Source organism: Streptomyces sp. NPDC102283 (assembly GCF_044766265.1).
Lineage (GTDB): Bacteria > Actinomycetota > Actinomycetes > Streptomycetales > Streptomycetaceae > Streptomyces.
In genome coordinates, this window is the sequence record NZ_JBIWLQ010000017.1 from 20,201 (window position 1) to 41,978 (window position 21,778).

Here is a 21,778-nt window from a genome sequence, read left to right on the forward strand (position 1 = left end):
TGGGACTCTCAGCTCGCCGGACAGATGGCGCTGGACATGCGGCAGAGGTCGACGTGGCGTCGACTCACCAAGGCAATTCCAGTTCCAGACATGGCGGAAGCGTGTCACGCGCATCTCGGGGCAGTCCACCACTATCCGCTATGTGGACGGCTGGGTCTCGAAGGGTGGGACGATGTGGCGCTGATCACGGAGTGTGTCACCGCCATTGCTGACAAAACGCCCACCCGGCAGCTCTGGAAGGGCGAAAGGGCCGTCCCGCGATCGCCGACGGGAAAGCCCTTGGAGCCCTGCTGCCCCGACGGTCGTCGACAGGCGGGAGGGAATCCGGCCGGACGCCGAGACCTCGGTCGGTTCGCACCAGGAGTTCGCCCGGTGCCGGCCCGGGAGTTCGCAGGTGTGCGACGCGGGGACCGGACCAGGGGGCTATCCCTCTCCCCACGGGTCCGACGGCGGCTTCAATCCGAAGGTGCGGTCGAGTCTCGATTCGGTCTTCTTGAGGCTCTTGAGCCCCTCGTCGAAGGTGTTCCACCCCCGCAACGCCTGTCCGGCCTCCGCGGGTGACTGGAACGTTCTGCCCTCCGGTGCCGACGCCAGAACCTCACGCGAGCCCTCGTCGAGGCGGTCGAGGGCGGCGGACCAGGTCCGCTGGGTCCTGGGGTCGGGGATCGAACCGAGCATCCGGACTGTGCTGAGCGCCCCCTCGAGACCGCTGAAGTCCAGGATCACGAGGGCGAAATCCTCCGACTCGCCGGGGCGACCGGACTGCGCCTTCACGGCTTCCTCGATCAAGCTGACCATCGCCGTCTCGCCTCCGTACCGGTACCAGTGCGTGACGGCTTCGGCCATCTCGGCGGCCGTACTCGGTGTCGGCGAGGCGGTCGGGGACGGCGGGCGGGTCGGACTCGGAGACGGAGTCGCTGTCGGGGCAGGTCGTGCGGACGGCGTCGTGCCGCCCGTGGACGGTTCGGAGCCGGCTCCCGCGCAGGCGGTGAGCAGTACGGCGGTGACGGCTGTGAGCAGCAGCGGCACGAGGACGCGTCCGGGGCGGCCCGTCGCGGCGTCGTGGTGATCAGGTCGGCGAGCGGGCCGGCCAGGGAGGCCTCGGTCACGACCTCCGCGTATCTGCCGGCCGCCTCGGTACCTGCGTCCTCGTAACACGGAACTCCCCTCGTTCGGCAGGGGAAAACGGGTCCCCGCGGTGATCGGGGCGACCGGTGCACGGCCGCCCCGGTAGACGGTAGGGCGGCGGTGACGCGTTCCACCAGCGACGGGACGGCATGTGTGCCATGCGGTGCAGGAATGGGTTCCGTGGCGGTCGGGGCAGGGACGGTCGCAGGCATGCCCCGGCCAGGTCGATGACGGACTCGGAGGAACGCGCGTTCACCCGCCTTCCAGAGTCCCCGGAACCTCCTGCGGGGAACTACTCGGGGACGCCCTGGAAGCCGGTCAGCAGGGTGCTGAGGATTTCCAGCGCCTTGGTGGCCGTTGGGCCGCTCGGCTGCTCGTCCGGCGCCGGGGTCGGGTCCGACGGCCCGCTGTCGGCGACTTTGAGCACCTCGACGAGGAAGCGGCCGTTCGTGCCGTAGACCAACGCCTGTCCGTACTCCAGGGACGTGTCCTTCGGAGTGAGCGGCCGACTCGACGCAGGAGGCGGCTCGGTGACGGGGGCGAGCTTTCCGTCCGGCCCCACCCTCCAGTCCGGCCCGGGTGACGACTGCCCAGGGTCGTACCGGGCGTCGCTGAGCACGGCCACCCCCGGGCCGTGCTCGGTGGAGGTGACCTGCGCGGCGGTGGTGAGCGGCGCCTTGGAACGGGAGAGGGCGGATGCCGGGGCATGGGCAGTACGCGGACCGCAGTCGCGGGCCGCGGTGAGTACAGCGGCGAGCAGTTCGGCCTTGTCGGTCCGTCGGGGCAGGAGGTAGATGCTGACGCTGAAGCCGGGTTCGTGCCGCTCCGACCGAAGTTCGTACAAGGCCGGTACGGGCACCGACTTGCGGGCGGCCGCCTTCTCGTCGGCAATGCGCGCACCACCGGTCAGTTCCACCAGTCGGCAAGGTGAGATCTTCAGGGCTCGCTTCGGCTCGGGGCGGTGGACCACACCCTCGCTCAGCTCGGACACGCTTCGGTCCAGCTGAGAGTCCATGATCTGCTGCATGTAGGAGGGTGCGAATTCATCGCCCGAGGCGCTCGGCACAGCAGGGCCCGCCGCCTCTCCCGACGAGGTGCACCCGCTCACCAGCAGGCCGCCCAGGACCGCCACCATTGACAAGAGCCGTCCTCTTCGCATGAACCGACGGTACGGCAGTCTGCCCAAGAAAGGCATGAGAACCCTTGAAAGGGCAGGGAGTTGGTACTCCCCGCGACCTCGTACAGCCATCACCTGGGCAACGATTGCGGACGGCTTCCCCGACGGGGAAGATCGCGGCGCGCACCGGGGCCTTCCCGGTGCGGGACCGGCCGGGCGCGAGCTGTCGGGCGGGCATCCGCACTCGGCCGGTCCCGCAGTTCGGCGCGCAGGACACGGGCCCGCGGACGGGTGCCGTCACCGACCCGGACCTCGCGTGGAAGCGCTCCTCGCCGGCAGCCCTCGTCACTCGCAACCGGAGGAGACTTCCTGGAAGTTGTCGTAGTGGTCGCCGGTGTACCAGACGGTGTGCGTGTCCTCGTCGCGGACGACGCGTTCGGCGTCGCGGTGCTCGCCCCGGTTACGGGGGTTGACGTCGTACTCGCGGTAGTGGCCGTCCAGAGGCAGGTCACCGGAGCGGTTGCGGTAGACGTTGCTGCCGCGGATGACCAGGCGGGTGTCCGCGACGGGGTAGTCGGTCGGCCGGGAGGACCGCGGCCACGCCAGGTCCTTCCAGATCTCGCAGGCTTCCTGGACCTGCCCGGGGAACTCCTCGACCGGCAGAGCCGGCTCGATGACCTCGGCCGACCGCACCGAGGGGAACAACGGTGTCGGGAGGGGAGCGGCGGTGGAAGCGGCCGGGGACGCGAGCGCGGCGGTCAGGAACAGGGCGGCGGCTGCCACACGGCGAAGGTTGCGCAGAGTAGTCACACTTCTGCAACAGCAGGCGAGTGCCAGGGACACGGCTTGCCACGGCTGAACTTCTTCCGGCGCAGGTCATTGGTGTGGAGGGAACCCGATCGGCGCTACCGCCGGGTCGGCTTCCCTGTACGGGCAGTGGCGAGGACGGTCCGGATAGGATGCCGATATGACGGAAAGTGAGCTGGTGATCGACCTGTGTGGCCGCCGGATCGAGACGCTCGATGACTTCTGGGACGCGGTGGCCGTGCCCTGCGGGCTGCCCGCCTGGTTCGGCCGGAACCTCGACGCCTGGGCGGACACCATTCACGGACGCGGCATCTCCGACGTGATCGACCGCCACAGCACCCTGTCCGTCCACGTCGACAGGACCGGGATGTTCGCCGCGAACGGCCCGGACGCCCGGGCCCTGGGCCAGGTCTTCGACGGCCAACAGAACAAGCTCGTCGTCCACGCCGTCTGAACCGCCGCGCGACCGGTGTCGGCCGGATCGGTGACCCACGACGCCGGTCGAGACCGCGCGTTGGCGCTACGGGTTACGGGAAGGTCGGGCCGGTCCGGTCAAGGCGTACGCCCTGCGGCTGTGGGGTTGGTGGAGCGACCGCTCCACCAACCCCACAGCTGCCCCTTGGGTACAGGTGATCAGGAGGGGTACGCCCCGGGCCAAGGACCCGGCGTCGCCACGTCCGGCTCCACCTCGGTCTTCGTGTCGAAGAGCCGGAAGCCGCGCCGCAGGTAGTTGTCCATCGCGTGCGGGCCGTCCTTCGAGCAGGTGTGCAGCCACACCCGCTTCGTCGCCGGGCGTTCCGGCCAGCGTTCCGCCAGGTCCCAGGCGCGCGCCACCCCGTAGCTGAGGAGGTGGCCGCCGATCCGCCGCCCCCGGAACGCCGGGATCAGCCCGAAGTACATGATCTCGACCACGCCGTCGTCCTGCGGATTCAGCTCGACGTACCCGGCCGGCGTCCCGTTCTCGTAGGCCACCCAGGTCTCCGCCCCGGGCCGCTGAAGAGCCTCCTGCCACTGGGCGTACGTCATCCCCAGCCGGTCGGTCCACTGGATGTCACCGCCCACGGCGGAGTAGAGGAACCGGCTGAACTCCGGCAGCACCACCTCGGACCGGACGATGCGCAGATCGCCCTCGGGTACGGCGGCGGGCCGGAGATCGTCGGGCGAGGTCTGCTCCAGCGACCAGACGGTCACCTCGGAGGTCGGGGCTGCGGGCTGCGGGGTATCGCTCATGACGGCCAGAGAACCATGCCGCCGCCCGCCCCCGCACGGCGGCCCCCGCCGGCCCTCGCATCGCGGCCCCGCCCGCGAAGGCCACGCCCCGCACGGCCACCCCTCTCGGGCGTCAGCCCCCTCAGGCGGTCGGAGCCGGCCTGCGGGCCTCGGCCACCACCGGCGCCCGGGAGTGCGGCAGCAGATCCGCGCGGTCCTCCGGGTGGATCACCTCCACCTCCACCCCGTCGCCGAAGCGGTACGGGCGGTGCGCCAGCACCTCCGCCAGCTGACGTCGCAGCCGGGAGACCTCGGCCCGGACCGTCACCGTCCGGGTGCCGTCCCCGAAGATGTCCCGCGCCAGCTCCGAGGCCGACCGCCCCTGCCGGTGCACCGCCAGGGCGTACAGCATCTCCGCGTGACGCGGAGAGAGCCGCTGGGTGCGGCTCCCCAGCGGCCCGGTCACCCGCACGGCGAGCGCCCGGGGCCGGCTCAGGTCCAGCACCACCCGTCGCGGCGCCCCCTCCGCACCGCCGTCGTCCACCTGCACCAGCCAGCCGCCCGGCAGCGGCTCGACCCGGCACATGCCGAGCGAGGGCAGCCACACCGGGCCCGGCCCCAGCGCCTTCGGCAGCGGCAGCCGGTCCACCGGAGCCATCCCGGTCACCGCCGCCAGCCGCCCGTGCGCGTCCACCGCCAGCGCCCGCCCGCCGATCCGGCACAGGATCGGCGCGGCCACCGCGCGCAGCCGGTCGATCTCCGCCAGGTGACGGGTGCGGATCTCACCCTCGGCGAGCCGGGCCACCGAGTCGACCAGGGCCAGCGTCGCCGGGTGGAACGTGGACGCCGGCCCGCTGATGTCCACGATCCCGATCAGCCGCCCGTCGCGCGGATCCCGGACCGGGGCCGCCGCACAGGTCCAGCCGTGCAGGGCCCGGATGAAATGCTCGGCCGAGTGGACCTGGATGGGGACCCGGGCGGCCAGCGCCGTCCCGATCGCGTTCGTCCCGGTCGCCGACTCGGCCCAGGCCGCCCCCTCCTCCAGGCAGATGGCGTGGGCCCGGCGCAGCACCCCCGTATGACCCTGCCGCCACAGCACCCGGCCCTCCGCGTCGGTCACCACCATGATCTGCTGCGCGGCGTCCGCGATCGAGGCCAGCCCTTTCCGCAGCAACGGCATCAGCTCGCCGAGCGCCGTGCTGTGGCGCCGGTGCTCGATCTCGTCCGCCTGCAGCAGTTCGCTCTCCGGCGACTGGTCGGGGTCGATGCCGCTGCGCACCACCCGGTCCCAGGAGGCGTCGATCTCCGCCCGGGGCGCGACCTCGGACCGCGCCCCCGCCAGCCGCGCCTCACGCGCCCGGTGGAGCGACCGGGTCGCCTGGCGGCCCGCCCCCTGGCCCGTCACCCGCACCACCCCCGCAGAACCTGTCTCCGTCATGGTCCCCGTTCCCCCCGAACGCTTCCCCGCCCGGCCCGGCCTGCCGGTCACCCGGCCGGACCGCCGATCAGTCCACACAATGGTTGCAACCCTTTGCAACTCTGGCGGTGTCCCGCGGCCCCGTACCAGAGTGGCAGAACACTGTGCGCCGGGTCTGTCCCGGTCGCCCGGTGGTGCAGAAGCATGGAGGGTGGTGCCGTGTCGGCGCAGCACCACCCTCCGTCGCTTCCCCGGCCCTCCGTCGCTTCCCCTGCCCTCCGTAGCTTCCCTGCCCTTCGCCGCTACGCGCCGTCCGGCCGGGCCCGTGCCACCACCGACGCCAGGTCCAGCGTGTGCGGCAGCGTCCCGAACGCCGAGCCCCAGTCCCCGCCGAGCCGCGAGGCGCAGAACGCGTCCGACACCTCCGGCGGAGCCCAGCGCACCAGCAGCGACCCCTGGAGCACCAGCGCGATCCGCTCCACCAGACGCCGCGCCCGCGCCTCGATGCCCTCCAGGTCGGCCAGCTCCGTCAGCAGGCCCGTGATCGCCGCGTCGAGCCGGTGATCCGCCCCGCGCGCACGGCCGACCTCGCGCAGGAACGCGTCCAGCGCCCCCGGCTCCCGCTGCAACGCCCGCAGCACGTCCAGCGCCTGCACATTGCCCGAGCCCTCCCAGATCGAGTTGAGCGGCGCCTCGCGCAGCAGCCGCGGCATCCCCGACTCCTCCACGTACCCGTTGCCGCCCAGGCACTCCAGCGCCTCGCCCACCACGGCGGGACAGCGCTTGGTGACCCAGTACTTCGCGGCGGGCACCGCGAGCCGCAGGAAGGCGCGCTCCTCGGCCGTGTCCGTGTCGTACGCGGCGGCCAGCCGCATCGCCAGCACCGTCGCCGCCTCCGACTCCAGTGCCAGATCCGCCAGCACGTTGCGCATCAGGGGCTTGTCGATCAGCGGCCCGCCGAACGCACTTCGGTACGTGCTGTGATGGACCGCCTGCGCCACCGCCTGTCGCATCAGCGCCGCCGAACCCACCACGCAGTCCAGCCGGGTGGCCGCCACCATCTCGATGATGGTGCGCACCCCGCGCCCCTCCTCACCGACCCGACGGGCCCAGGTCCCGTCGAACTCGACCTCGGCGGACGCGTTGGACCGGTTGCCCAGCTTGTCCTTGAGCCGCTGGATCGCGAACACGTTGCGCGTGCCGTCCGGGAGCACCCGCGGCAGCAGGAAGCAGGTCGGTCCGCCCGGCGCCTGCGCCAGCACCAGGAAGCCGTCCGACATCGGCGCCGAACAGAACCACTTGTGACCGGTGAGCAGATACTCGCCCTCGCCGGCCAGCGGCTCCGCCCGCGTCGTGTTGGACCGCACGTCGGTGCCGCCCTGCTTCTCGGTCATGCCCATCCCGAGGAGCACCCCGGTCTTCTCCCGCGGAGTCCGCAGCCCCTTCACATACGTGTGCGAGGTCAGCAGCGGCTCCCACTCGGCGGCCAGCGCCGGATCGGTCCGCAGCGCGGGCACCGCGGCATGCGTCATCGACAGCGGACAGCCGTGTCCCGCCTCGGCCTGCGTCCAGACCAGGAACCCCGCCGCGCGCCGGACATGACCGGCCGGACGCCCCCAGGCGTCCGTGAGCCCGGCCGACACCGCGTGGCCCAGCAGCCGGTGCCAGGACGGATGGAACTCCACCTCGTCGACGCGATGCCCATAGCGGTCATGGGTGCGCAGGACGGGCGGAAACGCGTTCGCCTGCGCGCCCCAGTCCTGGGCCTGGGCGGAGCCCGCGGCCCGCCCGAGCTCGCCGAGCTCCTCCAGCGCCACGGGCAGGACCTCCGGCGCGGCATGTCGCTCGACGGCCTCGGTCAGGGCCCGGTCGGCGGCGAAGACGTCATGGCCGACCAGCGGCGGAACCTGATTGGTCACGGTGTGGGTGGTGGCTGCCATGCCGATACGGTAAGGAGGTGCAGGCAGCAAAGGAAACACCCGAGCGGCCACCGGGCCGACTCCACCGGGCGCGAGTGCTCTACCGCAACGTCTCCAAACGACGCATGGCGTGGCACTTGCTCAAGGACACCGTCAACTCGTGCATCGAGTACCGCATTCTGGGACTCGCGGCCGAGGCGGCGTTCTTCACCCTGCTCTCGCTGCCCCCGCTGCTGCTCGGCATGATCGGACTGCTCGGTTACGTCGACGAGTGGACGACGACCACCACCGTCGCCTCCATCGAGCGCAACATCCTCTCCGCCGCCCAGACGGTGCTGTCCGAGCGCGGGGTCAACGACTTCGCCAAACCGCTGCTCGCCGACGTCACGACCGGGGCGCGCCCGGACATCATCTCCATCGGCTTCGCCATCGCCCTGTGGTCCGGCTCCCGCGCGGTGAACGTCTTCATCGACACCATCACCGTCATGTACGGACTCGACGGCCACCGCGGCATCGTCAAGACCCGGCTGCTCGCCTTCCTGCTGTACGTCGTCGCCCTGCTGATCGGTGCGGTGGTGCTGCCGCTGCTGGTCGTCGGCCCGGACCGGGTGGTCGAACTGGTGCCGTGGGGCACCGAGGTCATAGCCGTCCTGTACTGGCCGCTCGTGATGCTGCTGGGCGTCGCGTTCCTCACGACGCTCTACCACGTGTCCGTGCCGGTGCGTTCGCCCTGGATCGAGGACGTCCCCGGGGCCCTGATGGCGCTCGGCATGTGGGTGCTCGGCAGCTTCCTGCTCCGGATCTACCTCACCAACACGGTCGAAGGCCCCACCATCTACGGCTCCTTGGCGGCGCCGATCGCCGTCCTGCTGTGGATCGGCATCTCCGCCTTCGCGGTCCTGGTCGGCGCCGCGGTCAACGCGGCCATCGACCGGGTGTGGCCCTCGCTCGCCACGGCCGCCGCCCGCGAGGCCACCGAACGCGTCCGGGCCGCGCAGGCCGCCGAGTTCGTCGCCCGTACCCGCTCGGCCGCCTACGCCGGAACGGACGACGACGATGATGAGGACGACGGTCCCGCGTACATGCCCTCCGAGTTCCCCGAGCGCTGGTCCCGCTTCCTGCCGCCCGACGACGTGAAGTCCCGGCTGCACGCGACCTGGGAGAAGGACCCCAGGGACGCGAGGGAACCCAAGGAGTCCGGGGGGACCGCGGAGCCCGGGACGTCCGGGCCGGCGGAGGAACCGCCCTCCCGCTGACCGCGCCGGGTCCTGTCGCGCGCACGGCGCCGCGCGGCTGGCCGGAGCCTGACGACAGGGCCTGAGGGCTGTCCCGTAATCCCTGGCGGGCGCGCGACGACAGCTACGGCACCTCGCCGCGTTGTCGGAACATCCGCATACATCCAGTATGCGGACGTCCCTCCGCCTTGCGATGCACCGCATCTGACGCCGCACGCTGATCCACCAGGGATTACGGGACAGCCCTTAGCGTGGAGGCATGCCCCGGGAACACCAGCGGTACCAGGAACGGCCGTCCCGGCTGGACGGGGCCGTCGTCTGGACCCTGGACGCCCCGCCAGGACCGCCGGGCCCGACCCGGTCGGTCCTTCCCGACGGCTGCATGGACCTGATCTGGTCCGCCGGCCGGCTGGTCGTCGCCGGACCCGACACCCGCGCCTTCCAGGTCGACCCCCGTGACCGTGGCTCCTGCGTCGCGATCCGCTTCCCGCCCGGAACCGCCCCCGCGCTCCTCGGAGTACCGGCGCACGAACTGCGCGACCACCGGGTCGAACTCGCCGACCTCTGGTCCCGTGCCGCCGTCGGCGGGCTCGTCGACCGGATCGACCGGGCCGCCGACCCCGCGACCGCCCTGGAGGACTACGCCCTGGGCCTGGCCGCCGACTCCGGGCCGCCGGACCCGCTCACGGCGGCCGTCGCCGACCGGTTGCGGCGCGGCGGCTCCGTCGCGGCGACGGCCGCCGAGGTCGGCCTCGGGGCCCGCCAGCTGCACCGCCGCTCCCTGGCAGCCTTCGGCTACGGACCCAAGACGCTGGCCCGGATCCTCCGCCTCCAGCGGGCCCTGGCCCTCGTCCGCGCCGGCCTGCCCTACGCCGAGGCGGCCTCCACGGCGGGCTGCGTCGACCAGGCGCACCTGGCCCGCGAGATGCGCGCCCTCGCCGGGACGACGCTCGGGGCCTACTTCTCGGCGGGCGACGCGGAAGCGAACAGCGACACCCCGCAGCCGTCCGGGTCCAGGACCACTGCGTAGCGCTGCCCCCACACCGCGTCCCACGGCTTCGCATGGCCCGTGTACCCGGCTTCGACGAGGTCCGCGTACACCGCGTCCACCTCCGCCGGGCTGTCGCAGACGAACGCCAGACCGAGCCGCTCGCCGCCCGAGGGCCGCTGCCACTCCGGGTCGAACGAGGCGATGACCTCCTCCGTGTCCCACAGCAGCCGCTGCCCGCCCGGCAGGGTCACTTCGACATGCGGTGCGGACTCCGCCCCTTCGGGGATGTCGAGGCCGAGCCTGCGGTAGAAGGCGAGCGAGGCCGCCAGGTCCGCCGTGATGATGCTGATCGCGTCGAATCGTGGAGTCATGCCCCGACCGTACGCACGCGGCGCCCCGACGGTCTTGTACGAATCGGTCGCCCGGCCCGGGTTTCCGTCCGCGCCGTGCGACCGGTCGCGCTCCTGTCCCCTGCCCCGCCGGTCGACGCCCCCAGGAGATCGCCGATGATCGAATTCGAGATGAGGTACCGATGAAGCTCCCCGGGACACACCGCCGTCCGGCCGTCGCCGCGCCGGTGCGCCGCCGTCCGGCCGCCGCGGCCCGAGCTTGCGGCATCTGCTCCGGCCCCGCAGCTCGCGTGGCCTCGTCCTCGGTGTGTTCATGGCCATCGGCGGACTCGTCGGCGGAGTGGGCGGACTGCTGGCCGGAGAAACGAACCGGGCGACCCTCGGGACCCTCGGCATCGGGCTTCTGGGACTCCTCATCACCGTCGCCCGGGTCGTGACATACGCCCGGAAGCGCTGAGGACCACCTAGGAGCGGCGGGCCTCACCCCAGGCAGTCGGCCGGCGAGGTGCCCGGGTCGGTCACGGCCAGGCCCAGCGCGGCCCGCTCCGTGATCCACCGCGTCGGCCGGTGGCGCGGGTCACCCGTCGTCGCGTGCAGCGACCGCTGGAGCTCCAGCAGCCTCGCCGCCCCGATCCGCTCGCCCCAGGCCAGCGGCCCGTACGGATAGCCGAGCCCCGTGGTCACCGCCAGGTCGATGTCACCAGGCGCGGCGAGCGAGCGCTCCGCGATCGAGCAGCCGACCGCGACGACGGAGGACAGCAGCCGCTGCGCGACCGTGCCCGCGGTGTCCCGCACCACCGACACCGCGTACGGCTCCTCGCCCTCGGCTCCCCGAGCCAGCACCGCCCGCGCGTCCCGGGCGGCCGCCGGGTCGCCCGCAGCCGTCACCGCCAGGACCCGCCGCCGCCCCGCCGGGGGCAGCACCTCCAGGCCGAACGTACGCTCCCGGGGCAGCCCGCCCTCCGCGACCGCCGCCGACACCGGCGTCCCCCAGACGGGCACCAGCACCACGGCCGACGCGGACGGCCCCGCGCCCCGCTCGACCCGGACCCCCGCCGCCTCCAGGGACCCGGCCAGGGCCTCCTCGTACGCGGCGGTCTCCGCCCGCCCGCCCGGGGCAAGGAACACCGGGCGCTCCGCGTCCCCGGTGACCGCGCTCTCCGGCGCGGGGCCGGACGCCCCTTCGCCGTACGCGTACCAGCCACGGCCCGTCTTACGTCCGTGCAGCCCCGCCACCACCCGGTTCGGCGTCAGGAAGGACGGGCGCAGCCGGTCCTCGTACCGGAAACCCTGCCAGATCGAGTCGATCACGGCGGCCGTCACGTCGAGACCGGTCAGGTCCATCAGCTCGAAGGGCCCCATCCGCAGCCCCAGCACGTCCCGGGCGATCCGGTCGATCTCCGCCGGGCCCGCCACCGACTCCTCCAGCAGCGCGAGTGCCTCGGTCACCAGCCCCCGCCCGGCGTGGTTGACCAGGAAGCCCGGCGTGTCGGCGACGGTCACCGCCCGGTGCCCGCAGCCCTCCACCAGCTCCGTCAGCAGGGCCGGGATCTCCGGGCGAGTGGCCGCGCCCGGCACCACCTCGACGATCCTCATCAGCGGCACCGGGTTGAAGAAGTGCAGCCCGGCCAGGCGCGAGGGGTCCTGGAGCGTCGCGGCGATCCGGGTCACCGACAGGGAGGAGGTGTTGGTCGCGAAGACGGCGGAGGAGGGCAGTGCCCGCTCCAGCTTCCCGAACACCTCTGCCTTGGTCGCCAGGTCCTCCCGGACGGCCTCGATCACCAGCTCCACCTCCGGGCCCGCCGCCCACGGCTCGGCGAGCGGCACCAGCCGGGCCACGGCGGCGTCCCGCCCGGCGGCCGGCATGCGGCCCTTGGCGACGGCCCGGTCCAGCATCGAGGCGACGAAGTCCAGAGCTTGCGACACCGCCTCGGGCCGTACGTCCCCGAGCTCTACGGTGTGACCGGCGCTCGCCGCCCACTGGGCGATGCCGCGGCCCATGGCCCCGGCTCCGACGATCCTGATACGCATGGCGGTGGGAGCCCTTTCAGCAAAGACAGCGACGGTTCTCAACGGGGACGGAGACGGTGCTTCGACGACGGCAGAGACGGTGCTTCGACGGGGGCGGACGCGTTCATCAGCGGAGGTAGACACGGTCGGGGTCGACATCGTCCCGCAGGAGCCGTAGCTCGGCGGCGGTCGGCGGGGCCGTCGTCACCACCGTGCCGGCCGTCCTCAGCTCCCAGCCGGTCGCGGCCCGCACCTGTTCGACGCTGACCCCGGGATGGACGGCGACCAGCCGCAGCTCGTCGCCGACGCCCTCCCTGGCGAGGACGCCCAGTTCGGTGATGACCCGGGTGACGCCGACGCCCAGCGGGCGGATCCCGTCCGCCAGCGCCCGGTCCGGACCCGGCGTGGTGCAGAAGTCGAGGGTCTCGGCGAAGGACCGCGGTGTGTGGCGGCGCATCACCACGAACACCTCCCTGGCGTTCGCCATCACCTCGACCGCGCCACCGGAACCCGGCAGCCGGACCGAGGGGCGGTCCCAGTCGCCGATGACCGAGGTGTTGAGGCTGCCCCACCGGTCGATCTGCGCGGCCCCCAGGAATCCCACGTCGATGTGCCCGCCCTGGAGCACCGAGCCGAACAGGGTGGGCATCGACACCACCGCCTCCGCCCCGGTGATCAGGACGGCGTCCGCGATGGTCTCCGGCAGATGGGAGGGGTGCGCCCCGCAGACCCCGGACTCGTACACCACCTCGATGCCCGGCGCGACGGTCAGCCGCGCCAGCTCGGTCGCCGGCGTCGGCAGCCCGATACCCGCGAACACCGTGCGGCGTCCTGCCAGTTCACGCGAGGCGACGACGGACAGCAGCTCGGAGGAGGTGGTCGGCCGCGTGGTTCTCGGGTCCTGCTCGCTCACAGCCGCCTCCCGTAGTCCACCGGTTCGCTCAGTGCCTCGCCGACCGCCAGCCCCGCCCAGAACTCCTCGCCCTGCTTCGCCACGTACTCCGCGTGGTCGGCGGTGCCGTGTACCCATTCCGCCAGCCACTCCCGCAACCGTGCCGGGTCCTTGCTGATCGCCGACCAGGAGCGGTAGAAGGCGTTGTCCCGGTCGTAGTAGCCCTGCGCGAACGAGGGGTGCGCCCCGCGCGGGCAGACCACCACCGCGTCGACCGCGTGGGCCGGGATCAGTGTGCGGTTCGGGTCCGAGCGCACCACCTCGTCCGCCACCAACTCCTCCACCACCACGACCGCCTTCTCCGCCGCGAACACCGCCTCGGCCTGGACGCCGGTCAGCCCCCAGATTTGGGTGTTGCCCCGGCGGTCGGCGCGCTGCGCGTGGACGATCGTCACGTCCGGGTTGACGGGCGGCACGACGTAGATCTGCTCGGCTCCGCCGTCGGCGGCCGGGTAGGGCGAGAGGACCTTGCGGATGCCGGGGTTGACGGACGGCAGGTCGCTGCCCGCGTACGAGCGCAGCGGGTAGAACGGCAGCCGCTGCGCCCCCGCGAGATAGCGGCACACCATCCCGTAGTGGCTGTACTCCTCGAACGCCAGCGGCTCCGGGTCGGCGTGCTCGATCCGCCGCCGCAGCTCCCCGAGCGAACCGGCGGAGGAGTTGCCCACGAAGGAGGAGACCAGCCGAGTCACGCACCCGGCCGCCAGCATCTGGTCCACCACGATGTCCGCCGTCATCCGCACGACGGTGAGCCCGCGCCGGCCCTGCCGGATGATCTCGTGGCCCGCGGCGGTCGGGATGAGATGGGTGAACCCTTCGAGGCTCACGGTGTCCCCGTCGCGGACGAAGGCGGCGACGGCCTCCCTCATCGACATGACCTTGCCGGCCGTCCGGTCCACGGTTCTCCTCGTCGTCCACGTACGCGGACCCCACGGTGTCAGCACCCATTGATGGCTGTCCAATACCGAATTAAGGTCGGATCAAGACCCGGGGCATATCAATGACGCGAGGGGGTGCCCCCATGGAACTGCGCCACCTGAAGGCCTTCCTCGCCGTGGCCGAGGAACTGCACTTCGGCCGGGCAGCCAAACGCCTCCAGATGGCACAGCCGCCCCTGAGCCAGCAGATCCGGCAGCTGGAGAAGGAACTCGGCGTCCAGCTGTTCCGCCGCAACACGCGCTCCGTCCGGCTCACCGGCGCGGGGGAGACCTTCCTCGACCCCGTACGGACCGTCCTCGACGACCTCGACACCGCCGTCCGGGCCGCCCGCTCGGCGGGCCGGGGCGAGTACGGCCGGGTGACCATCGGCTTCGCCGGAGCCTCCAGCCACGAGACGCTGCCCCGCCTCACCCGCGCCGTGCGCGCCGCACACCCCGGCCTCGAACTGGTCATGACCGGCCAGACGTACGCCAACGTCGCCCTGTCCCGGGTCGCCGACGGCTCCCTCGACCTGGGCTTCGTCCGGCTGCCGGTGACCCGGCCCGGAGTGGAGCACCGGGTGATCGACGAGGAGGAGCTGCTGTGCGCCCTGCCGTTCGACCACCCGCTCGCCCGGTACGAGGCGGTGCCGCTCGCCGAGCTGGCGGACGAACCGTTCGTCTCCTTCCCCGCCAACTCCGGCTCCACCGTGCGCGACGCCATGACCGAGGCCTGCGAGAGCGCCGGGTTCACTCCGCGCGTCGTCCAGGAGGCCCCCGACTCGTACACGATCATGGCGCTCGTCGCCGCCGGGGTCGGCGTCACCCTCACCGTCACCTCCGTACGCCACATCCAGCAGAGCGGCCTGGTCTACCGGCCCCTCACCGGACCGCCCGTCCGCCGCCAAGCGGCCCTGGCCTGGCGTGCCGACAACCCCTCCGCCGCCCTGCACGCCGTACTCGCCGTCGCCCGGGACGCCTTGCCGACCCCCGTACGCGGGCCGGGCGGAGGGCCGATTGAGACGTCGGGCCTCTGAAAACCGGGCACATCCGGTATTGGACCCGCTCAGTCACCGGATGCGAAGGTCACCCCACCACCCACCACCCGCGACCGCCCGTCGCCCGGTCGCCCTGAAGGAAGGCTCCGCCGTGCCGATCGACGTCGTCATCTGCGAACCCCTGCGCACCCCCATCGGCCGTTTCGGCGGGGCCTTCGCCCAGCAGACCCCGGCCGCGCTGGCCGCTCACGTCATCGCGGAGATCGTCGCCCGCACCGGCATCGACCCGGCCCGGGTCGACGAGGTGATCCTCGGCCACGCCTACCCCACCAGCGAGGCCCCCGCCATCGGCCGGGTCGCCGCCCTGGACGCCGGACTGCCCACCACGGTCACCGGCTCCCAGATCGACCGCCGCTGCGGCTCCGGGCTCCAGGCGGTGCTGGACGCGGCGATGCAGATCCGGACCGGATTCAGCGATGTGGTGATCGCGGGCGGTGTCGACGTGATGAGCGCCGCCCCCTACTACACCCACGACGGGCGCTGGGGCATCAAGGGCCCAGGCCTCCAGCTCCACGACGCACTCGCCCGGGGGCGCGTCACCGCCGGAGGCGTCAACCACCCGGTCCCCGGCGGCATGATCGAGACGGCGGAGAACCTGCGCCGGGAGCACGGGATCAGCCGAGCCGACCAGGACGCCCTGGCCCTGCGGTCCCAGCGGCGCGCCGCCCGCGCCGCGGCCGAGGGCCGCTACGACGCGGAGACCGTCCCCGTCACCGTGCGCACCCGCAAGGGCGAGACGACCGTCACCGCCGACGAACACCCCCGCCCCGACACCACCGCCGAACAACTCGCCTCCCTCCGGCCGGTGATGGCGAAGTCCGACCCGGACGCCACCGTCACCGCGGGCAACGCCAGCGGCCAGAACGACGCGGCCGCCGCCTGCCTGGTCACCAGCGCCGGCACCGCCGAACGGCTCGGCCTCACCCCACTGGTCCGCCTCGTCTCCTGCGCCCGAGCCGGAGTTCCCGCCGCCACGATGGGCATCGCCCCGGTCGCCGCCACCCGCACCGCGCTCGACCGGGCGGGCCTCACCCTCGCCGACCTCGACCTGATCGAGCTGAACGAGGCCTTCGCCGCCCAGGTGCTAGCCTGCACCCGGGAGCTGGGCCTCGGCGAGAAGGACCACGTCGAGCGGATCAACGTCAACGGCTCGGGCATCTCACTGGGCCACCCGGTCGGCGCCACCGGAGCCCGCATCCTCGCCACCCTCACCCGCGAACTCCACCGCCGCGAGGGCCGGTACGGCCTGGAGACGATGTGCGTCGGCGGCGGCCAGGGCCTTGCCGCGGTCTTCGAACGCATCGCGGACTGAAGAACAGGAATCCATGTGAACAGCAACGATCCGGCTTCCGTGATCTTCGAATCCGACCTCACGTTCCGGGTGTGGAAATACGGGATCGGGCACTCGCAGCTTCTGCTCCGATCCGCTTCGGACGAGTCCCCGTGCGACGAGGTGGACCTCCTTTTCGAAGGAGTCGCCGCCATGCGGCTCACCATGCGGTACGAGGCGTTGAAGCTGCATTCCGTGGACGAGGAGGAGTTCAGGGACGTCTTCGCCGGTTCCGGCGTGGACGAGAAGTGGCGAGAATCCTTCGTCATCGTCCGCCTGGCTTCCCGATCAGGTGGAGGCTATGTGCAGTGCGCGAGGATCACCGCCGAACGGCGACCGGGGGACAGCGCCCCGGGTCCCGATCCGGTCGGGTCGCGCGACATTCTCTGGAGCCTGCGTCCGTAGCCCGCATCCGTCGGCGTGACAGCCGCGGGCGCACATGCAGAAGGTCCGGCCGGACAGTCCCCGCTGTCCGGCCGGACCTCGCTCTTCCGCAGGAGCTCTATCAGTCCCGCGCGCCACGCGTGCGGCGCATCAGCACCGCACCGCCGAGCAGCAGCGCGGCGCTCGCGCCGGCGGCCAGACCCAGATCGGCGGCGGCACCGGTGTCGGCCAGGCGCGCGTCCGGGGCGTTGGACCCGGGCGCACCGGACCCGGGCGTGTCCGAGCCGGGCGTGTCGGTACCGGGCGTGTCGGTTGGGGGCTCGTCGACGGGCGGCTGGTCGACGGGCGGCTGGTCGACCGGCGGTTCGTCGACCGGCGGCTCGTCCACGGGCGGCTCGTCCACGGGCGGTTCGTCGACCGGCGGCTCGTCCACGGGCGGCTCGTCCACGGGCGGTTCGTCGACCGGCGGCTCGTCCACGGGCGGCTCGTCCACCGGCGGCTTGTCCACCGGGGGCTTGTCCACCGGGGGCTTGTCCACCGGCGGGTGGCCGTGCTTCGGGCCGTCGGCGTTCACGCACTTGTTGCCGAAGGCCGGGTTCAGCAGGGCGATCACATTGACGGTGTTGCCGCACACATTGACCGGGACGTGCACCGGCACCTGCACCGCATTGCCCGAACCGACCCCCGGCGAACCGACGGCCGCGCCCTCGGCCGACGCGTCGGCGTGCGCGGTGCCGCCGACCGCCGCCAGCAGACCTGATGCGGCCGCCATGACGATGATGCTTCTGTTCAAGACCTGTCGCATTACTTGCCCTTCCTTAGGACATTCGCGAGGACTTCGCGTGGGTGCTTCGCGCGCGGGGACGAGCAGCCGTCGAGCGGAGTCGCGGCAGAGCCGGATCCTGCGGCGAAGCCATGGTGAAAGTGGTGGAAACGTGCGCGCTGGACGACTGCCATAACGACTCAGACTCATGCGGGAAACTCGGAGGTGGGTGGAAATTGTGTAATCACTCGAACGGGTAGTCTCGTCGGCGTCCGCGCATCCCGGTTCGCAGAGAAAGAAAAACGATTCGCCCTCAACTGCTGTGCCTGTCCATGGTGTTGACGAGAGACGCGTGTTCTCTCGGGTAAGGGACGGGGTCGCGGAACCTTCTGTGCTCGTCCACCCGTTCGGATGACGGATGCTGGAGTGTCGTGCGCTATTCCTTCACGAACGGGCGGTCGTACGAACGGAGATGGGGACAACCCCCATGTCAGGCATTCGGGTGAATGGGCGGAACCTAACGCCCGGCTGCGAGTTGACCAGGGGGCTCCGCCACGGGGCGACCAGTACGAGAAGGGTTAATCGTGATCAAGAAGGTTCTGGCTACGGGCGCTGTCGCCGCCTCCATCCTCGGTCTCGGCGCGACGCAGGCCATGGCCATCGCCAACGACGGCGGCACCACCTCGGTCAACGGCAACGGTGCTTCGCAGTCGTACGGCAACTCCGAGACCCACGGTGACTGGAGCCCGCAGTTCGCGCTCATCCAGGGATCGCTGAACAAGCCCTGCATCGCCCTCCCGGCCAAGGCGAACCTCGGCTCCCTCATCGGCCTCGTGCCGATCGCGGTGCAGGACATCAACGTCCTGTCCTCCCCGCAGAACCAGCAGTGCACCGAGAACTCCACCCAGGCCAAGGGTGACGAGGCCCTGTCGCACATCCTGGAGGACATCCCGATCCTCTCCGGCAACGGCGCCGGCAACAACTGATCCGCGCCGCCCTACTTCGGGCCCGAGCCCTCGGCGTTCCTCCACCGAACGGCTCGGGCCCGTCGCCGTCCCCGGGGCGCGGGCGCGGGGTGTTGGTCTTCGCCGCGGCCCACAGGCATTGCGGCATTCGGGCGGATATACGGGAATCCGCCCGTCGAACAGTTCCCGTCCCGGGCGTTCATCGTTACGTGGGACAGCGCTGAAGTCGCGAGCGATCAGGATGGGGCTCGGGCGGGCACGAAATGCGTGACCGCATCGGACTCCACCCAGGAAAGGGACGAAAAGTGAAGTTCACCAAGGTTGCCGCAGTCGCCGCCGGTACGCTCATGGCGATGGGTGCCGCGGCGCCGGCCATGGCCGACTCGGGTGCCGAGGCCATTGCCGCGCACTCCCCGGGCGTGCTGTCCGGCAACATCATCCAGGCCCCGATCCACATTCCGATCAACGTCTGCGGCAACACCGTCAACGTGATCGGTGCGCTGAACCCGGCGTTCGGCAACACCTGCATCAACAAGTGACCCTCTGACCGGCCGGGCCGCGCGCCCGTAACCGGTGGGCCCCGGACGGCGGAAGCCGTCCGGGGCCTTTTCGCGGCCAGGCTCCGAAGGCCGGAATCACGGAAGGCGCCGGAGAAAATCACCGCCCCGCAGTTTCCCGAAAGCGACCGGATCGTTGATCAGAGGGAAAGCGGCAGAAGTCACAGGTAAAGAAAGCTTGTGTGCGGCACGGGAACGTGACCGAAACAGATGCCGCGCAGAAGGGAACCAGAAAAGTGAAGTACGCGAAGACCGCCGCCCTCGTTGCCGGTTCCGTGGCTGCCCTCGGAGCGGCCGCTCCCGCCTTCGCCGCTACTACGCCCACGGCCCCCAACTTCAGCCTCGACAGTGGCCTCAACCAGGTGATGGCCAGTGCCCCGCAGGTCGTGGACCCGCTGGTGGGCACGGTCGCCGAGACCGCCGAGACGGTCTCGAAGGACGGCACGGTCGGCAAGCTGGCGGGCCAGGCAACCGGTGTGGCCGAGGGCGCCGCTCCGCTGCTCGGTGGAGTTCCCCTCGGCGGCTGATCGTCGCTGCACGACCGTTCCACCTGCTTCTCTCACCGATCCGCACCACTCCCCAGAAGGGCTCTTTCATGTTCAAGAAGATCATGGCCTCGGCTGCCGTCGCCGCCTCGGTCGTCGGCATCTCCGCCGCTGCCGCCCCGTCCGCCATGGCCATCGCCAACGACGGCGGCACCACCACGGTCAACGGCAACGGCGCCTCGCAGGCCTACGGCAACTCCGAGACCCACGGTGACTGGAGCCCGCAGTTCGCGCTCATCCAGGGCTCGCTGAACAAGCCCTGCATCGCCCTCCCGGCCAAGGCGAACCTCGGCTCCCTCATCGGCGTCGTGCCGATCTCGCTCCAGGACATCAACGTGCTGTCCTCCCCGCAGAACCAGCAGTGCACCGAGAACTCCACCCAGGCCAAGGGTGACGAGGCCCTGTCGCACCTGCTGAACGACATCCCGATCCTCTCCGGTAACGGCGCGGGCAACAACTGACCAGCTAGCTCCGGTCCGCTCCGGCCGACCCGCGTGGGGCCAGTCCATCCGTACGGCGATCGTCTTCGCCGGACCGGACGGACTGGCCCTTCGTCGTGTCGCGGCGCCCGCCTCCGGCCGGGTTGTCCGGTTGGGCCGGATGCCGTAGCCCCGGCTGACGATCCGTGCCGGGCCGGGTAGGGCCTCTGTATGGATCCGTACGACAGTCAGACCCCACAGGGCCCGGAGCGGTGGGCCGCGTCGGGCGACACACCGATCTACGACCGGCTCGTCGCCGAGTGGCAGGCGGCCGGACACGGCCACCCCTACTCGGAGCCGCCCCGGGAACAGGCCCCTCGGCGCGGCGGTTTCGTGCCGTCGGCGCGCTCCTCGGGCGAGGGGCCCGGGCTCGAGTCCGCCGGAGGGCGAGGCCCCGAGGGCTGAGGAGTGGCGTCGACCTTGCGCCGGAACGAACCCATTTGAGTGGTGGTGCGCAACCGATCGGGGGTGGTGGCAGTTGATCAGGACGTTCCACAACGGGACGCTCCGAAAGGTGAAGTTGATGAAGAAGATGATGGCCGGCGCTGCAGTGGCCGTGTCCCTGCTCGGTCTGTCCGCAGTCGCGGCTCCCACGGCCATGGCGATCGGCAACGACGGTGGCACCACCACGGTCAACGGCAACGGTGCCGAGTCGGAGATCGGCAACGCCGAGACGGAGGGCAACTGGAGCCCGCAGAACCAGCTCGTCCAGGGCACCCTGAACAAGCTCTGCGTCGGCCTGCCCCTCAAGGCCAACGTCGGTTCGCTCATCGGCCTCGTGCCGATCGCGGTCCAGGACGTCAACGTCCTGTCCAACCCGCAGAACCAGCAGTGCGCCGACAACTCCACCCAGGCCAAGGGCGACGAGCCGCTGTCGCACATCCTGGACGACATCCCGGTCCTCTCGGGCAACGGCGTCGGCAACAACTGACGCAGCACAGCCTGACGTGTTGAGAGCGGGCGGTCCGGAGATCACACTCCGGGCCGCCCGTCCTCGTTTCGCGACAACGGCCCCGTCGCGCGCCGCGAGTCGCACGCCGCACGGGTGAGGCCCACCACTCCACGGGGGTGGTGGGCCTCGTCGTACGTCCGGAGCGGCGGGCGGAGCGGCTCCTCAGCCCAGGGAACGGACCGGGAGCAGGCAGTGGGCGGCGGTGCGGACGACTTCCACGTCGGTGGCGAAGGCCCGCAGCCGGTCCTCGCTGACCGGCTGCCCGGGAACGGCGTCCGGCCACGGACTGGTGGCGAACATCCCGTACACCTGGCCCTGGGCGTGCGCGGCGGCCAGCCACTCCGCGGGGGCGGGGTACTGCGCCGTGAGGTGAGGCAGTGTCAGGACGGCCCGCCCCGCCTGGACGAGGAGCTTCGCCTGGATGTTCGGGGTCTCGCCCGCGTCCTGGATCGGGCCGCCGACGTGGAGGCCCGCGCGCTCCAGTGCGGCGCGCATGGCCTCGCGGCCGACCTCCGGACCGTCCTGCCCGTCGCCCAGCGAGTAGGCGAGGAGGAAGGCGGTGTCCTGGTCGGCGTCGGGCTGCCGGCCGCTCCAGCCGATCAGGATCTGCGTGCCCAACTGGGCCTGGGTGAACGTGCCGGTGGAGGCCTGGGGTGTGGTCATGCTCGGCACCCTAACGGCCCCGGACCAGGC

Annotated in this window: 26 protein-coding genes; 13 read left to right on the forward strand and 13 right to left on the reverse strand. The window is 71.8% G+C overall.

Annotated features, from left to right (window positions below):
• Positions 1-8: 8 nt before the first annotated feature.
• The 4 genes from ACIRJT_RS28705 to ACIRJT_RS28720 form a co-directional block, all read right to left on the reverse strand.
• The gene (locus tag ACIRJT_RS28705; RefSeq protein ID WP_316944184.1) at positions 9-92 is read right to left on the reverse strand and encodes a putative leader peptide; all 84 of its coding nucleotides are present in this window, start codon (positions 90-92) and stop codon (positions 9-11) included.
• A gap of 331 nt (positions 93-423) precedes the next feature.
• Positions 424-846, reverse strand: a complete 423-nt coding sequence (locus ACIRJT_RS28710) for a hypothetical protein (protein WP_403914559.1) — start codon at positions 844-846, stop codon at positions 424-426.
• Positions 847-1,420: 574 nt separating this feature from the next.
• Positions 1,421-2,269 (reverse strand): hypothetical protein, encoded by an 849-nt coding sequence (locus tag ACIRJT_RS28715; RefSeq protein WP_403914561.1) that lies wholly within the window; start codon positions 2,267-2,269, stop codon positions 1,421-1,423.
• A 321-nt stretch (positions 2,270-2,590) separates the two neighbouring features.
• Positions 2,591-3,028, reverse strand: coding sequence for a ribonuclease domain-containing protein (locus ACIRJT_RS28720; protein ID WP_403914564.1), 438 nt, complete (start codon positions 3,026-3,028; stop codon positions 2,591-2,593).
• 184 nt (positions 3,029-3,212) lie between these two features.
• On the opposite strand from ACIRJT_RS28720, the gene ACIRJT_RS28725 reads away from it, so the two are divergent.
• Positions 3,213-3,506: a barstar family protein gene (locus tag ACIRJT_RS28725; protein WP_403914567.1), complete on the forward strand. Its 294-nt coding sequence runs from the start codon at positions 3,213-3,215 to the stop codon at positions 3,504-3,506.
• Positions 3,507-3,685: 179 nt separating this feature from the next.
• On the opposite strand, the gene ACIRJT_RS28730 is transcribed toward ACIRJT_RS28725, so the two are convergent.
• The 3 genes from ACIRJT_RS28730 to ACIRJT_RS28740 all read right to left on the reverse strand — a co-directional run bounded on the left by ACIRJT_RS28730 (position 3,686) and on the right by ACIRJT_RS28740 (position 7,618).
• On the reverse strand, positions 3,686-4,282 hold the full coding sequence (locus ACIRJT_RS28730) for a GNAT family N-acetyltransferase (protein WP_403914570.1): 597 nt from the start codon (positions 4,280-4,282) through the stop codon (positions 3,686-3,688).
• A gap of 121 nt (positions 4,283-4,403) precedes the next feature.
• Positions 4,404-5,699 carry a GAF domain-containing protein gene (locus ACIRJT_RS28735; protein WP_403914573.1) on the reverse strand — a complete coding sequence of 432 codons (1,296 nt, stop codon included), beginning with the start codon at positions 5,697-5,699 and terminating at the stop codon, positions 4,404-4,406.
• Between the two features lie 281 nt (positions 5,700-5,980).
• Positions 5,981-7,618 carry an acyl-CoA dehydrogenase family protein gene (locus tag ACIRJT_RS28740; RefSeq protein WP_403914576.1) on the reverse strand — a complete coding sequence of 546 codons (1,638 nt, stop codon included), beginning with the start codon at positions 7,616-7,618 and terminating at the stop codon, positions 5,981-5,983.
• Positions 7,619-7,635: 17 nt separating this feature from the next.
• Between ACIRJT_RS28740 and ACIRJT_RS28745 the strand changes: the two genes are divergently transcribed.
• Both ACIRJT_RS28745 and ACIRJT_RS28750 read left to right on the forward strand, forming a co-directional pair.
• The gene (locus ACIRJT_RS28745) at positions 7,636-8,853 is read left to right on the forward strand and encodes a YihY/virulence factor BrkB family protein (RefSeq protein ID WP_403914578.1); all 1,218 of its coding nucleotides are present in this window, start codon (positions 7,636-7,638) and stop codon (positions 8,851-8,853) included.
• 238 nt (positions 8,854-9,091) lie between these two features.
• Positions 9,092-9,862 (forward strand): DUF6597 domain-containing transcriptional factor, encoded by a 771-nt coding sequence (locus tag ACIRJT_RS28750; RefSeq protein ID WP_403914580.1) that lies wholly within the window; start codon positions 9,092-9,094, stop codon positions 9,860-9,862.
• On the opposite strand, the gene ACIRJT_RS28755 is transcribed toward ACIRJT_RS28750, so the two are convergent.
• A complete protein-coding gene (locus tag ACIRJT_RS28755; RefSeq protein WP_403914583.1) occupies positions 9,790-10,194 on the reverse strand; it encodes a VOC family protein in 405 nt (134 codons plus the stop codon). The genes ACIRJT_RS28750 and ACIRJT_RS28755 overlap by 73 nt on opposite strands.
• Before the next feature lie 292 nt (positions 10,195-10,486).
• On the opposite strand from ACIRJT_RS28755, the gene ACIRJT_RS28760 reads away from it, so the two are divergent.
• Positions 10,487-10,630, forward strand: coding sequence for a hypothetical protein (locus tag ACIRJT_RS28760; RefSeq protein WP_403914585.1), 144 nt, complete (start codon positions 10,487-10,489; stop codon positions 10,628-10,630).
• 23 nt (positions 10,631-10,653) lie between these two features.
• Here the strand turns inward: ACIRJT_RS28760 and ACIRJT_RS28765 are convergent, their stop codons facing one another.
• The 3 genes from ACIRJT_RS28765 to ACIRJT_RS28775 all read right to left on the reverse strand — a co-directional run bounded on the left by ACIRJT_RS28765 (position 10,654) and on the right by ACIRJT_RS28775 (position 14,034).
• Positions 10,654-12,204, reverse strand: a complete 1,551-nt coding sequence (locus ACIRJT_RS28765; RefSeq protein ID WP_403914587.1) for a 3-hydroxyacyl-CoA dehydrogenase — start codon at positions 12,202-12,204, stop codon at positions 10,654-10,656.
• A 106-nt stretch (positions 12,205-12,310) separates the two neighbouring features.
• Positions 12,311-13,096 carry a CoA-transferase subunit beta gene (locus ACIRJT_RS28770; protein ID WP_403914590.1) on the reverse strand — a complete coding sequence of 262 codons (786 nt, stop codon included), beginning with the start codon at positions 13,094-13,096 and terminating at the stop codon, positions 12,311-12,313.
• On the reverse strand, positions 13,093-14,034 hold the full coding sequence (locus ACIRJT_RS28775; RefSeq protein ID WP_403914593.1) for a CoA transferase subunit A: 942 nt from the start codon (positions 14,032-14,034) through the stop codon (positions 13,093-13,095). The genes ACIRJT_RS28770 and ACIRJT_RS28775 overlap by 4 nt, the downstream gene beginning before the upstream one ends.
• A 122-nt stretch (positions 14,035-14,156) precedes the next feature.
• Here ACIRJT_RS28775 and ACIRJT_RS28780 point away from each other — a divergent pair, with 122 nt between their 5' ends.
• The 3 genes from ACIRJT_RS28780 to ACIRJT_RS28790 all read left to right on the forward strand — a co-directional run bounded on the left by ACIRJT_RS28780 (position 14,157) and on the right by ACIRJT_RS28790 (position 16,845).
• Entirely contained in the window at positions 14,157-15,089 is a 933-nt protein-coding gene (locus tag ACIRJT_RS28780; RefSeq protein ID WP_403914596.1) for a LysR substrate-binding domain-containing protein, read from the forward strand.
• A gap of 112 nt (positions 15,090-15,201) precedes the next feature.
• Positions 15,202-16,422, forward strand: a complete 1,221-nt coding sequence (locus ACIRJT_RS28785) for an acetyl-CoA C-acetyltransferase (RefSeq protein WP_403914598.1) — start codon at positions 15,202-15,204, stop codon at positions 16,420-16,422.
• Between the two features lie 15 nt (positions 16,423-16,437).
• Positions 16,438-16,845: a hypothetical protein gene (locus ACIRJT_RS28790; protein WP_403914600.1), complete on the forward strand. Its 408-nt coding sequence runs from the start codon at positions 16,438-16,440 to the stop codon at positions 16,843-16,845.
• A gap of 100 nt (positions 16,846-16,945) precedes the next feature.
• Here the strand turns inward: ACIRJT_RS28790 and ACIRJT_RS28795 are convergent, their stop codons facing one another.
• Complete coding sequence (locus tag ACIRJT_RS28795; RefSeq protein WP_403914602.1) at positions 16,946-17,629, reverse strand: chaplin family protein; 684 nt, start codon at positions 17,627-17,629, stop codon at positions 16,946-16,948.
• 542 nt (positions 17,630-18,171) lie between these two features.
• On the opposite strand from ACIRJT_RS28795, the gene ACIRJT_RS28800 reads away from it, so the two are divergent.
• The 6 genes from ACIRJT_RS28800 (at position 18,172) to ACIRJT_RS28825 (ending at position 21,064) form a co-directional block, all read left to right on the forward strand.
• Positions 18,172-18,573 (forward strand): rodlin, encoded by a 402-nt coding sequence (locus ACIRJT_RS28800; RefSeq protein WP_381967436.1) that lies wholly within the window; start codon positions 18,172-18,174, stop codon positions 18,571-18,573.
• A gap of 284 nt (positions 18,574-18,857) precedes the next feature.
• The gene (locus ACIRJT_RS28805) at positions 18,858-19,091 is read left to right on the forward strand and encodes a chaplin (protein WP_403914605.1); all 234 of its coding nucleotides are present in this window, start codon (positions 18,858-18,860) and stop codon (positions 19,089-19,091) included.
• Between the two features lie 254 nt (positions 19,092-19,345).
• Entirely contained in the window at positions 19,346-19,636 is a 291-nt protein-coding gene (locus ACIRJT_RS28810) for a hypothetical protein (RefSeq protein WP_403914608.1), read from the forward strand.
• 68 nt (positions 19,637-19,704) lie between these two features.
• Positions 19,705-20,115 (forward strand): rodlin, encoded by a 411-nt coding sequence (locus ACIRJT_RS28815; RefSeq protein WP_007449038.1) that lies wholly within the window; start codon positions 19,705-19,707, stop codon positions 20,113-20,115.
• Positions 20,116-20,304: 189 nt separating this feature from the next.
• Positions 20,305-20,538 (forward strand): hypothetical protein, encoded by a 234-nt coding sequence (locus tag ACIRJT_RS28820; protein ID WP_403914612.1) that lies wholly within the window; start codon positions 20,305-20,307, stop codon positions 20,536-20,538.
• 118 nt (positions 20,539-20,656) lie between these two features.
• Positions 20,657-21,064, forward strand: coding sequence for a rodlin (locus tag ACIRJT_RS28825; protein WP_097934088.1), 408 nt, complete (start codon positions 20,657-20,659; stop codon positions 21,062-21,064).
• A gap of 183 nt (positions 21,065-21,247) precedes the next feature.
• On the opposite strand, the gene ACIRJT_RS28830 is transcribed toward ACIRJT_RS28825, so the two are convergent.
• Positions 21,248-21,748 (reverse strand): DUF5949 family protein, encoded by a 501-nt coding sequence (locus ACIRJT_RS28830; protein WP_403914615.1) that lies wholly within the window; start codon positions 21,746-21,748, stop codon positions 21,248-21,250.
• Between the last annotated feature and the right edge of the window lie 30 nt (positions 21,749-21,778).